Origin of the sequence: Serratia proteamaculans (assembly GCF_949794035.1) — a bacterium.
In the GTDB taxonomy this organism is placed as follows: Bacteria; Pseudomonadota; Gammaproteobacteria; order Enterobacterales; family Enterobacteriaceae; genus Serratia; species Serratia proteamaculans.
Genome location: NZ_OX461105.1, coordinates 3,265,475 through 3,277,281 on the forward strand (window position 1 = coordinate 3,265,475; position 11,807 = coordinate 3,277,281).

The window sequence follows — 11,807 nt, forward strand, 5'->3', positions numbered from 1 at the left end:
CCCTTTTTTCTTGGCCAACATCCGGTGGGCCGAACATGTTCGGCCTCTACAGGTTACTGATTGAGAAATTTATCGAGGAATTGCTGGGTGCGCTGGTGTTGAGGATTGGCGAACAGCTCTTTCGCCGGACCCTGCTCAACGATACGGCCGTGATCCATGAAAATGGCGCGGTCGGCTACGTCACGGGCAAAGCTCATTTCGTGTGTCACGATCACCATGGTGCGCTTTTCTTCCGCCAGCGAACGGATGGTGTTGAGCACTTCGCCCACCAGTTCTGGATCGAGTGCAGAAGTCGGTTCATCGAACAGGATCACTTCCGGTTGCATCGCCAGCGCGCGGGCTATCGCCACCCGCTGCTGTTGCCCACCGGAAAGACGACGTGGATAAGCTGACTCTTTGCCGTTCAACCCTACCTTCGCCAACAATGTCCGCGCACGCTGTTCTGCGCTGGCTTTCGACTCGCCTTTAACGATGACCGGCCCTTCAATAATATTCTCCAGCACCGAACGGTGCGGGAACAGATTGAAGCTCTGGAACACAAAGCCCACTTGCTGGCGCAACGCACGCACCTGATTTTTCTGTTTGCTCAGCGGTTTGGAACTGTCGATCTGAATATCACCAACGCGGATCGTACCGGAATCCGGCACCTCCAGCAGGTTGATACAGCGCAGCAAGGTGGTTTTACCCGAGCCGCTGGGCCCGATAATCGCCACCACTTCACCCGCACTGACCTCCAGGTCGATCCCATGCAGCACCGTTTGACCTTTGAACTGCTTGGTCAGCTGTTTCACTTCAATGGCACTCATGCGTTACTCCTGATCCTGGCGGTTGACGTGCGCTTCCAGACGATTTTGCAGCGCAGAAAGCAAAGTCGCCATCACCCAGTAAATCAGCGAGGCCGCCAGATACATGGTGAACACTTCCAGCGTACGCGAGGTAATCAACTGTGCCTGACGGAACAGCTCCGGTACCTGAATGGTCGCCGCCAGCGAGGTGTCTTTCACCAGGCCGATAAAGCTGTTGCCCAACGGAGGTAATGCAGTACGCGCCGCCTGCGGCAGGATCACCCGACGCAGCGTCTGCCAACGAGTCATACCGATGCTGGCCGCGGCTTCCCACTGCCCTTTTTCGATCGACGAAATCGCCGCACGCAGGGTTTCCGAGGTATAGGCTGCCGTATTCAGCGACAGGCCAATCAGCGCCGCCGGGAAGGGATCAAACTCGATACCGAACTGCGGCAGACCGTAGTAAATCATGAACAGCTGGGCAATCAGCGGCGTGCCACGGAACAACGACACGTAGAAGCGCGACAACCACGACAGTGGCCATAATGGCGAAAGGCGCATCAGCGCCAGCAGAAAACCGAGCAATAAACCGAGCGCCATGCCCCCCAGACTGAGCTGGAGAGTGAGTATCGCGCCCCTCAATAAAAATGGCGCTGAATCCAGCGCCAGTTGGATACTTTCGTGCATTATTTAGTTACGTCCGCGCCAAACCATTTGTCAGAGATCTTCGCCAGCGAGCCGTCTTTTTGCATTTCGGCAATCGCCTGGTTGATCGCAGCCAGCAGTTCCGGGTTGTTTTTACGCACCGCTACGCCAGACTCCTGACGAGAGAACGCCGGGCCGGCTACCGCCAGCGTATCGCCGGTTTTCTTCACCAGATCCAACGCCGCCAAACGGTCAACCAGAATGGCATTGATACGGCCTACGCGCAGATCCTGGTATTTGGTCGGGTCATCATCATAGGTGCGCACGTCAACGCCCTGCACATTGTCACGCAGCCACTGTTCGTAGTTGGTGCCCAGGCCGACGCCGACTTTCTTGCCTTTCAGATCTTCCGGCTTGGTGATGGTGCCTTCATTGCCCTTCTTCACCAGCGCCTGAATACCGGAGACGGTGTAAGGCGTGGAGAAATCATATTTCTTCTGACGCTCCGGGGAAATGGTCACCTGGTTGATCACCACGTCGATACGTTTTGAATCCAGCGAGGCCAGCATGCCGTCCCACTTGGTCGGGTTCAGTTTGGCTTTCACGCCAAGATGCTGCGCCAGCGCGTTGGCGAAGTCCACTTCAAAACCCGTCAGCTTGCCGTCTTCACCCTGGAAGCTGAACGGCGGGTAAGTGCCTTCCAGCCCAACAACCAGAGTACCGTGATGCTTCACCTGCTCCAGCAGGTTATCGGCGGCATAGGTTTGCGTGCTCAACCCCGCCGTCAGCGCAACGCCCATCACACCCAGCAGCAGTTGACGACGAACTTTAGAAAACATCATAAACACCCCATCTGTTATTTATCTTTTTTGATATCAGCACTTTAACAGTGTGACCGCCTGCTTGAAGGAATATAACCTTATAAATATAGTTCAAAATGGAATAACAAACTTTGCTCACACCTGCGGATGGTAGGCGAAGAGCGCCGGCGCACCGCCGGTATGGATAAACAAAATCGGGCCGTCATCACGGAAACGTTGCTGGGCTACACCGTCGATCAAACCCGCCATCGCCTTGCCGCTATACACCGGATCCAGCAACACCCCTTCCTGCTGCGCCAGCAGCTGTATGGCCGCCAGCCCTTCTTCATTCGGCATGCCGTACTGCGGTGCAAAATAATCATCCCACAGGGTGATGGGCGCCAGTTCATCGATGCCCAACGAACAGGCCAGCGCTTTTTGGATCAGTTCCACCTTGGGCAGTTGGTCGATGACTTTGCGTGAAACGGTCACACCGATCAGCTCAGTCTCTGGCAACAGTTGCTGCAAACCGACCGCCAGCCCGGCATGGGTTCCTGCACTGCCGGACGCCACCACCACGGAGCTGAACGCGACATTGCTGAGGCGACTCTGTTCGGCAATTTCCAGCGCACACTGTATATAACCCAACGCACCCAATGCGTTAGAGCCGCCGACCGGCACCACATAAGGGCGGAAACCCTGTGCCTCCAGGCGCGTCGCCAAATCGGCCAACTGCTGCTGTGGGTCATGCAGCGCTTCGCACATCTCCACCTGCGCGTTGAACAACCCAAGCAGCAGGCGGTTGCCGTTGGTCAGGTAATTCTCTTCCTGGGTGTCGATTGGGTTTTCCAGCAATGCTACGCAGTGCAGGCCCAGTTTGGCCGCCACCGCCGCCGTTTGGCGCACGTGATTGGATTGGATTGCCCCGGCAGTGACCAGCGTATCGGCCCCCTGACGCAGGGCTTCGGCAGCCAGAAACTCCAGCTTTCTCAGTTTATTACCGCCCATCGCCATCGGCGTGACGTCGTCACGTTTGATGTAAATTTCACGGCCAAGGTAGTCTGAGAGGCGAGACAGTTTTTCGAGCGGTGTGGCAGAGCCGACTAAATCGAGGCGCGGGAACTGCGCCAATTTTTGTTGCAGATTCACAACTTCCCCCAGGGAATAAGGTATCAACAGCTAAAGGATAGATTTAGCAGATGTGAACCTAATAATCACTCTTTATTAGTGATGGGGGGAAGACGAAAACCCCGGCTGGTGCGCCGGGGAGAGCGGATCAGTAGCTTTTTTGCCAGGCGAGATACTGGTCGTATTTACGCAGGGCAATGCGGTAATTGTTGTGCGCCGCAGAAGGCAACTCTTCAATGATGCGTTGATGGCTGGCATTACTGGCGAACTTGTCGGCCGGATAGTTGCGCTCTACCAGCATTTCATCCAGCCGGCGCAGGCGCACCACATATTCGCGGATGGTGCTGTGGCTCATTTCGGTCTGCTCAAACAGATACTGCTTGAAGGCCATAATGTCGAAATAGCTCGGATGGCTGTTGCAGGAAATTTCACTGCAAAAGCGGCACAGCGCGGTCAGCTCATTCTGTACATTCAGCCAGACGTGATCGTCGATCGGCTGGTCCATACGCGCAATGGCGTCTTTGTTGATGATCTTGCCACGAAACACCAGCGCCATGCGATCCAATATCTTGCCGCACTGGGAACAATGAGTCTGGCTGTGTTTGTAATCTTTCAAATAACGGCTCAGCGGCCGCTTTTTCAACAGTATTGCTGGCATTAGGCAGTCCGGTTATCGCAAGGGTGATCGGATTGAAGGATCAGGGTTGAATACATGTCAGTTCTCGTTCGCCAGACGGGCACGCAGGCGTTTGATCGCCTGGCTATGCAGTTGGCTGACACGCGATTCCCCCACGTCCAGCACGGCGCCGATCTCTTTCAGATTCAACTCTTCCTGGTAATACAGCGTCAGCACCATTTTTTCGCGTTCCGGCAATGCCTCAATGGCGTCTATCACCCGTTGGCGCAGATTGCCCTCCAGCAGATGATGTAACGGATTGGCCTCTTCGTGCCCTTCCAGCAGCGGCTCCGCGCTTTCACCATGCTCTTCCCGCCATTCGTCATAGGAGAAAAGATGGCTGTTATTGGTGTCCAACAGAATTTGACGGTACTCATCCAGTGACAGGTTTAGCGTCTGCGCCACTTCCACTTCGCTGGCCGGACGGCCTAGCTGTTGTTCCAACTGACGCATCACCTGCGCCACTTCACGCGCATGGCGACGAACGCTGCGCGGCACCCAATCGCGGCTACGCAGCTCATCGAGCATGGCGCCACGGATGCGTTGCACCGCATAGGTGGTAAAGGCAGTTCCCTGCAGGGCGTCGTAACGCTCGACGGCGTTCAACAGCCCTATCCCCCCGGCCTGCAGCAGATCGTCAAGCTCCACGCTGGCGGGTAACCTGACCTGCAGGCGCAACGCCTCGTGGCGCACTAACGGAACGTAGCGCAACCAAAGAGAATTTTTGTCCATCACGCCTTCGGCGGTATACAAATCGCTCACTATGTCTAAAACCTGCGGATAAGAGAGTCAGCGCTATTATCCGTAGGGGGCAAAATGCCAATCGGCTGAACAGTCGTACAAAACAGGCCTTATTTGCGCCATGCAATACCTGCACAGCGCGCGACCATAAAAAAAACCCCGCCGAAGCGGGGTCAGAATGCTGACAAAGTCCTTTGTGGTTAAAAGTACTGTTTGAGTGCCAATAGAAACAAAGGATTATGCCTTCTGGTTTACCCAAACATCCGAAAACCACGTTTTTCGGGTGTTTGTCACCATATAAAAACCCCGCCGAAGCGGGGTTCTTTTTGCGACAGGTTAATCGGGGAGAGTCGATTAACGCAGCAGGGACAACACGTTCTGAGTAGACTGGTTAGCCTGTGCCAGAACAGAGGTGCCAGCCTGTTGCAGGATGTTGGCACGGCTCATGTTGGACACTTCGGTCGCGTAGTCAGCATCCTGAATACGGGACTGGGAAGCAGACAGGTTGTTCACAGTGCTGTTCAGGTTGTTGATAACAGAATCGAAACGGTTCTGTACCGCACCCAGGGAAGAACGCAGACCGTCAACCTGAGCCAATGCTTTGTCCAGAGTTGCCAGTGGGTCGGCAGTCTTAGGCTCAGTGCTCAGCTCTTCGCCACGGGTAACCTTGCCATCGTTAGCAACCGCAGCTTTAAAGAATTTGCCGCCGTCTTCGATCACATAAGATTTACCGCCATCGTAAGCTTTCAGGTTGTCGGTATCTGCTGTATCGCCGGATACTGCAACTTTTTCCTGGATGCTGCTAACGGCAGGTGCCGCAGTCAGACTGGTTTTCAGCGTTGCATCAGCAACTTTAGTGGTATCAATAGTGGTAACTTTACCATCATTGCCAATGGTTGCCTTATAGAAGTCACCGGTAGTATCCGCTGCATAAATGTCGCCAGTTTTATCGTCTTTGACGTATTTAGCCGGGTCATCGGTACCCGCTTTCTTACCGTTAGTGTCAATAGCAACGCTTTTGCCGGTAGGGGCTTCGGTCACAACAGCGCCAACTTTAGTTTTATCAATACCGCCGCTAACGCTGAAGGTTTCCAGACCCAGTTGTTTAGCATCGATTTTTTGCAGGTCGATATCGATGGTTTCGCCATCGTTAGCGCCGACCTGGATGGTCAGCTTCTGGTCGCTGCTCAGCACTTTCACGCCGTTGAAGTCAGTTTGTTCAGAGATGCGGTTGATCTCAGACAGACGCTGGGTGATTTCGTCCTGGATGGATTTCAGGTCGCTGGAAGAGTTAGAACCGTTCTGAGACTGCACGGTCAGACGACGGATATTCTGCAGGTTGTCGTTGACTTCGTTCAGTGCGCCTTCAGTGGTCTGTGACAGAGAGATACCGTCGTTAGCGTTACGAGAAGCCTGAGTCAGACCCTTGATGTTAGCGGTGAAACGGTTAGAGATGGCCTGACCCGCGGCATCATCCTTGGCGCTGTTGATACGCAGACCAGAAGACAGACGCTCGATCGCAGTACCCAAAGAAGACTGAGATTTGTTCAGGTTGTTCTGCGCCATCAGCGACAGGCTGTTGGTATTAATTACTTGTGCCATTGTATGCTTTCCTTACGAATCAGTTGCGATCTTCGCAATGTGGTTAAAAGGTTCGGGCTACTTTGCCCACGGCGTCAACCACCGTCCCATCAGGTATCGGCCCTCCCCCTGCAACCTTTAGAAATTTTTTGTTTTTTTTTCTTTTCACCGCAATGGCAGAAATAACGCGGTTTTTCCTTCTTCTATTGCGTCATCACTTTTTTAATTTTTCGGTAAACTTTTTCTCCGCTGGGCCGATAAACGCGTAAAGCGAATAAAGTCATGATTAAGGAGAATTACCAATGGCATCGATCAGTTCATTAGGCATCGGCTCAGGACTCGACCTCAACGGCTTGCTGGACAAGCTGAGCAAAGCGGAACAGCAGCGTCTGACGCCGTACACCACCCAGCAAACCAGCTACAACGCCCAGTTGACCGCTTACGGCACCCTGAAAGGCTCACTGGAAAAGTTCGATAACTTAAGTAAAGAGCTGGCAAAACCGACGTTTTTCAACAACACCACCGCCAGCAAACACGATCAGTTCGCCATCACCACTACGGACAAAGCCGTGGCAGGCAACTACATCGTTAAGGTGATCGCGCTGGCTCAGCCGCAAACGCTGACCACCCAAACTCCGATTGCCGATCAGACAGCAAAATTGGGCACACCTGGCAACAGCGACCGCTCAATCACTATCACCGCCGGCAATCCGCAAAAAGACGTGAAGATCCCACTGAGCGACGACCAAACCTCATTGGTGGAAATGCGCGATGCGATAAACAACGCCAAGGCCGGTGTCAACGCCAGTATCATGCGTGTCGGGGACAACGACTACCAGTTGGCACTCAGCTCCACCACCACCGGGGAGAAAAACACCGTCTCGGTGCAGGTCAACAATGACGATAAGCTGGGCGCTATCCTCAACTACGACAACAAGGCCAAAAGCGGTGCGATGAAGCAAACCGTGGCCGGTCAGGATGCCGAGATCGAGGTTAACGGCACGCCAATTAAACGCAGCACCAACTCGATTGCCGATGCGTTGCAGGGCGTCACTATCGATCTGAAAACCACCACCAAAGCTGATGCACCACAAAACCTGGTGATCAGCACCGATAAAACCGGCACCGCCGACAAAATTAAAAGCTGGGTAGATAACTATAACTCGCTGCTGGACACCTTTAACTCGCTGAGCAAATTTACTCCGGTCAAAACCGGCGAAGCGCAGAATGCCAAAAACGGCGCGTTGCTGGGCGATAACACCCTGCGTGGCATTCAGTCGTCGATCAAAAGCGCACTCAGCGCCGCACAAGACAACCCGGAGCTGAAGGGTCTCGGCAATCTGGGGATCTCGACCAACACCAAAACCGGCAAGCTGGAGATCGACAGTACCAAACTGAACAAAGCCATCGATGAAAAGCCGGCACAAGTCGCCAACTTCTTCGCCGGTAACGGTAAAGACACCGGCATGGCCACCGAGATCCATAACGAGATCCAGAACTACATCAAGGCCGGCGGCATCATCGAGAACTCGACCAAAAGCATCAATACAAACCTCGACCGCCTGAACAGCCAGATCACCACAGTGACAGCCAGCATTCAAAACACCATAGATCGCTATAAACAACAATTCGTTCAACTGGATACCATGATGTCCAAGTTGGGCAGTACAGGTAATTATTTAACCCAACAGTTCAAATAGAACTTTTTAACCAGGTAATAAATCGCATGTATAACCGAAGCGGAACTCAAGCCTACGCCCAGGTCAGTCTGGAAAGCGGCGTAATGAGCGCCAGCCCGCATCAGTTAATCGTGATGCTTTTCGACGGGGCGCTTAGCGCCCTGTTACGCGCACGCATTCTGATGAAACAGGGAGATATCGCCGGCAAGGGGCTGGCACTGTCAAAGGCCATCAATATTATCGATAACGGCCTGAAAAGCGGTCTCGATCCCCAGCAGGGCGGCGAAATGGCCGATAATCTGGCGGCGCTGTATGACTATATGAAGCGCCGCCTGATGCAGGCCAACCTGCATAATGACGAAGCGGCGATCGACGAAGTGGTCAAACTGCTGGAAAATATTGCCGATGCCTGGCGCCAGATTGGCCCCAATTATCACCCCTCTCAGGACGCCGTATAATGGAACGTCAACAGCAACTGCTAGCCGCGTATCAACAAATATATAGCCTGAGCAGCCAGATGATCGCCCTGGCGCAAACCGAAAGATGGGAAGATCTGATCGAATTGGAGCTGGCTTACGTGACGGCGGTGGAAAGCACCGCCGCCTTCACCGGTCAGGCCGGCCCGTCCATGGCGCTGCAGGAGTTGTTGCGCAATAAGCTGCAACAGATCCTGGACAATGAAACCGAGCTCAAACGCCTGCTGCAACAACGCATGGACCAATTGAAAGAATTGATCGGCCAGTCAACGCGACAGAACGTGGTTAACAACACCTATGGACAGTTTCACGACCGCGCCCTGCTGTTGGGAGAGCCGCAAATCAGATAAACGCTTAACAATAATGGTAATGGCGGAATAAATAGCAGCATGCACTATTATTCTCCGGTTAAGTCAGGATATTAATCCATGGCATTTGAATTATATACATTCAACATATTGATCACTCTGGGCCCGTAGGGCGAATATATTGCCCCGACTAACACGGGCGCAGCATGTAACGCCCCTACGAGACGGATAAATATTACGCCGACACGGACGTTTTCTGTTCAGCAGGAAATTGATTTTTGATAGATAAAACACGTCGTTGTGTTTCACAACGCATGGAAAAATGTTGCTCCAACGCCAATCAAAGCGTAAAGATATTCTCAGATAATGGCTGCGAAATGAATATCGATGGAACGTACAATTAATCTTTGTCCTGGAATTGGTGCCTCGGCGCACATCATTCAGCATACTGAATTATTATTCCCTTCAGTCTATTTTGAACACCCCCATCTGTATTTGGTACAGCAAGGCCACAAACGCGTGCGTTGGCAACAGCGTGAAGTGGTGGCTCAGAGCGGGGAGTTGTTGATTATCGACGGAGGGCAAACCGTGGACATTATTAACGAGCCCTCAGAGGAAGGGGTATTCAGTTGCCAGTTGCTGACCTGCGATCCGTTACTGTTTGCGGCACAACCGACCCAGGCGGAAACCCTGGCCCCTACGGCCTTCGACCCGGTATTGGCACTACGCAACCTGCCCTGCGCCCTCATGCACAGTTTTGAAACCACCAGCCTGGCGCTGGCGCTTAAACACCGTTTCCCTACTGTCATTATTCGCCACAAAATGCTGGAAATCTTGCTGTGGTTGAAGCAGTTCAATATCAACTTCGTGCATAACGAGGTTAGAAATTTAACCCAACGGGTGCGACGTTGTCTGGCAACCGATCCGCACAACATCTGGACGGCGGCCGAGGTCGCGGACACCTTGTCGATGAGCGAGGTCATGTTACGTCGCAAGCTGTCGGCGGAAAACACCTCCTTGCGTAATCTGATGATCGACGTGCGCATGAACAGTGCACTGACCTTGTTACAGTCCACTGACTGGCCAATATCCGCCATCGCCCAGCACGTCGGTTATGAAAGCTCTTCGCGGTTCGCCGAACGCTTTCGCAAACGCTTCGGCTTTGCCCCCACCGCCATTCGCGGGCATCAACGAGCCATGGAACCCAGCACCATTCGTCCCGACCATTTCAGCTTGATGGAAGCGCGGGACTGATGACCACGGGCGTAAGTTAAATCATTGAACAATGGAATCGTGGTTTATGCAGGTCGGGTTAGCGGAAAACCGCGGGGTGAGATAGCATCGGCGAGCGTTAACGCAATCAGGAGGGATAAGCCATGCTCAACGAAAAACTGCTGTTTTCCCTGGCCGTCTTGCTGCTTGGCATCTGGCTGCTGGGCCTGACGTACGAAGAAGACGTCATGCGGATACTGGCGGGAAAATAAATCAGCAAGGCCACAACCTGTGGCCCGTATTTTTAACTTTGTTTAATTAAAACGATTATTAATACGACCAAAACGGCCAGAATTAAAATACTCAACAGCCGCCATCTTTGTTCACTTTTGCTGCTCATTGTCTTTCCCGGTAATCAAAACATCCTTAACCCGGAAATTATAGCTCGGTAACAAGTGCCGCAATGTGAGTTGAACCGGGGTTTCTGTCCTCATGCTCTGGCGATTGGTCGCCCATTTGTCGTTTCTGATCTCGGAAAGTAATAGCAAGGGCCAAATAGCGACAATCACGGCTGAACACTGAAACGAAATTTACCAGAACCCAGAGCAATACAGCTATTCGCAGATTCAGGGGATGGTTGCAGTGATGAATAAACCGCCAACTAAGCACTTAAAGACAACCCATCAGGTCAGACCTCTACTATATAAGTATTCAATAGTTCACCAGAGGAAAAACGATGGATCCGACAAAAATGACCGGGCTGGAACTCTTACTTGCTGCAGAAGCAGGAAAACTTCCCCGAGCCTCAATTGCTGAAACCGTACCAATGAAAGCAGTTTCAATTGAAGAAGGATATGTGAAGATCGTTGCAAGAGCAGACCAGAGGCACCTCAATCCACTTGGTGGGGTTCACGGGGGATTTGCCGCAACAGTATTAGACTCGGTTACTGGTTGTGCCGTGCATAGTACCCTGGAGGCCGGGGTTGGCTATGGCACCGTTGACCTACAAGTTAAAATGCTTCGGCCCGTTCCAAAAGATACAGATCTTATTGCAGAAGGCCGAATTGTACACATATCAAAAAATCTTGGAGTGTCAGAAGGAAGTTTGAAAAGCGGCGATGGGAAACTATTAGCCACAGCGACCGCAACCTGCTTCATTATCAGGCCTGGCCTAAAAGACAATCAGTAACAGAGGCTCACAGCCAACCAAACCCTCGCTAGGCGGGGGTTCCCTGTCAAACCAGAAATACACCCCAGGTAATCGTTAATATTTATCAATAATTTCAAAAATCTTAGTCAATCACACCGCCATATTCATCACTTCCTGGTAAGCGGAAACCAGCTTATTACGCACCTGCACACCCATCTGCAGCGAGATTGATGATTTTTGCAGATCGACCATCACATCATTCAGGCTGATGCCGGGGACGCCGACCTCAAAATCCTGCGCCTGCTTGCGTGCGGTCTGCTGGGTATCGCTGATCTTGCCGATCGCCGCTTTCAGTTCGCTGGCAAAACTGACGCCTGGCGCACCAGCGCCTTGTCCGAGCTGCCCTGCCTGAATCGCCGTGGCTTGCAACTGTTGCAACACCCCTTCAATACCCTGAATTGCCATCGTGACCTCAATAAAAACGCGGCTACCTGCCGTTGTGGCGGCAGGCACTACTTTGATGCTGCACACCCTAACACAGCATTTTTATCCTAAAGCGGCTAATTAACTGCAAAAAACCCGGCTTATCGGGCCATCGAAATAGTGAGTAAGGGGAAATAATGGCA

General features: G+C 52.7%; 13 protein-coding genes. 5 read left to right on the forward strand and 8 right to left on the reverse strand.

Annotation, left to right across the window (positions count from 1 at the left end; all coding sequences use genetic code 11):
• Positions 1-53: 53 nt before the first annotated feature.
• The 7 genes from tcyN to QOT07_RS15250 all read right to left on the reverse strand — a co-directional run bounded on the left by tcyN (position 54) and on the right by QOT07_RS15250 (position 6,377).
• On the reverse strand, positions 54-806 hold the full coding sequence (gene tcyN / locus QOT07_RS15220; RefSeq protein ID WP_099064617.1) for an L-cystine ABC transporter ATP-binding protein TcyN: 753 nt from the start codon (positions 804-806) through the stop codon (positions 54-56).
• Between the two features lie 3 nt (positions 807-809).
• On the reverse strand, positions 810-1,472 hold the full coding sequence (tcyL, locus tag QOT07_RS15225) for a cystine ABC transporter permease (protein WP_037419074.1): 663 nt from the start codon (positions 1,470-1,472) through the stop codon (positions 810-812).
• Entirely contained in the window at positions 1,472-2,272 is an 801-nt protein-coding gene (tcyJ, locus tag QOT07_RS15230) for a cystine ABC transporter substrate-binding protein (RefSeq protein WP_099064618.1), read from the reverse strand. The genes tcyL and tcyJ overlap by 1 nt, the downstream gene beginning before the upstream one ends.
• Positions 2,273-2,386: 114 nt before the next feature.
• The gene (locus QOT07_RS15235; RefSeq protein ID WP_283603466.1) at positions 2,387-3,379 is read right to left on the reverse strand and encodes a D-cysteine desulfhydrase; all 993 of its coding nucleotides are present in this window, start codon (positions 3,377-3,379) and stop codon (positions 2,387-2,389) included.
• 127 nt (positions 3,380-3,506) lie between these two features.
• Complete coding sequence (gene fliZ / locus QOT07_RS15240) at positions 3,507-4,016, reverse strand: flagella biosynthesis regulatory protein FliZ (protein WP_099064620.1); 510 nt, start codon at positions 4,014-4,016, stop codon at positions 3,507-3,509.
• 57 nt (positions 4,017-4,073) lie between these two features.
• A complete protein-coding gene (locus QOT07_RS15245; RefSeq protein WP_219016513.1) occupies positions 4,074-4,796 on the reverse strand; it encodes an RNA polymerase sigma factor FliA in 723 nt (240 codons plus the stop codon).
• A 333-nt stretch (positions 4,797-5,129) separates the two neighbouring features.
• Complete coding sequence (locus tag QOT07_RS15250; RefSeq protein WP_283603467.1) at positions 5,130-6,377, reverse strand: FliC/FljB family flagellin; 1,248 nt, start codon at positions 6,375-6,377, stop codon at positions 5,130-5,132.
• Between the two features lie 281 nt (positions 6,378-6,658).
• On the opposite strand from QOT07_RS15250, the gene fliD reads away from it, so the two are divergent.
• From fliD to QOT07_RS15275, 5 genes are all read left to right on the forward strand, one after another.
• The gene (fliD, locus tag QOT07_RS15255; RefSeq protein WP_283603468.1) at positions 6,659-8,056 is read left to right on the forward strand and encodes a flagellar filament capping protein FliD; all 1,398 of its coding nucleotides are present in this window, start codon (positions 6,659-6,661) and stop codon (positions 8,054-8,056) included.
• A 26-nt stretch (positions 8,057-8,082) separates the two neighbouring features.
• Positions 8,083-8,493, forward strand: a complete 411-nt coding sequence (gene fliS, locus QOT07_RS15260; RefSeq protein ID WP_085117266.1) for a flagellar export chaperone FliS — start codon at positions 8,083-8,085, stop codon at positions 8,491-8,493.
• Positions 8,493-8,861, forward strand: a complete 369-nt coding sequence (gene fliT / locus QOT07_RS15265; RefSeq protein WP_099064624.1) for a flagella biosynthesis regulatory protein FliT — start codon at positions 8,493-8,495, stop codon at positions 8,859-8,861. The genes fliS and fliT overlap by 1 nt, the downstream gene beginning before the upstream one ends.
• A 345-nt stretch (positions 8,862-9,206) precedes the next feature.
• Positions 9,207-10,073, forward strand: coding sequence for a helix-turn-helix transcriptional regulator (locus tag QOT07_RS15270; RefSeq protein WP_207978470.1), 867 nt, complete (start codon positions 9,207-9,209; stop codon positions 10,071-10,073).
• 694 nt (positions 10,074-10,767) lie between these two features.
• Positions 10,768-11,220, forward strand: a complete 453-nt coding sequence (locus tag QOT07_RS15275; protein ID WP_207978468.1) for a PaaI family thioesterase — start codon at positions 10,768-10,770, stop codon at positions 11,218-11,220.
• Positions 11,221-11,331: 111 nt separating this feature from the next.
• Here the strand turns inward: QOT07_RS15275 and fliE are convergent, their stop codons facing one another.
• Positions 11,332-11,646 (reverse strand): flagellar hook-basal body complex protein FliE, encoded by a 315-nt coding sequence (fliE, locus tag QOT07_RS15280; RefSeq protein ID WP_129936672.1) that lies wholly within the window; start codon positions 11,644-11,646, stop codon positions 11,332-11,334.
• Positions 11,647-11,807: the final 161 nt, after the last annotated feature.

Excerpts from the sequence above, each read along its gene's own strand:
- tcyN (WP_099064617.1), bottom strand. The coding sequence starts at position 806 with ATGAGTGCCATTGAAGTGAAACAGCTGACCAAGCAGTTCAAAGGTCAA.
- tcyL (WP_037419074.1), bottom strand. The coding sequence starts at position 1,472 with ATGCACGAAAGTATCCAACTGGCGCTGGATTCAGCGCCATTTTTATTG.
- tcyJ (WP_099064618.1), bottom strand. The coding sequence starts at position 2,272 with ATGATGTTTTCTAAAGTTCGTCGTCAACTGCTGCTGGGTGTGATGGGC.
- fliZ (WP_099064620.1), bottom strand. The coding sequence starts at position 4,016 with ATGCCAGCAATACTGTTGAAAAAGCGGCCGCTGAGCCGTTATTTGAAA.
- QOT07_RS15250 (WP_283603467.1), bottom strand. The coding sequence starts at position 6,377 with ATGGCACAAGTAATTAATACCAACAGCCTGTCGCTGATGGCGCAGAAC.
- fliD (WP_283603468.1), top strand. The coding sequence starts at position 6,659 with ATGGCATCGATCAGTTCATTAGGCATCGGCTCAGGACTCGACCTCAAC.
- fliS (WP_085117266.1), top strand. The coding sequence starts at position 8,083 with ATGTATAACCGAAGCGGAACTCAAGCCTACGCCCAGGTCAGTCTGGAA.
- fliT (WP_099064624.1), top strand. The coding sequence starts at position 8,493 with ATGGAACGTCAACAGCAACTGCTAGCCGCGTATCAACAAATATATAGC.
- QOT07_RS15270 (WP_207978470.1), top strand. The coding sequence starts at position 9,207 with ATGGAACGTACAATTAATCTTTGTCCTGGAATTGGTGCCTCGGCGCAC.
- QOT07_RS15275 (WP_207978468.1), top strand. The coding sequence starts at position 10,768 with ATGGATCCGACAAAAATGACCGGGCTGGAACTCTTACTTGCTGCAGAA.
- fliE (WP_129936672.1), bottom strand. The coding sequence starts at position 11,646 with ATGGCAATTCAGGGTATTGAAGGGGTGTTGCAACAGTTGCAAGCCACG.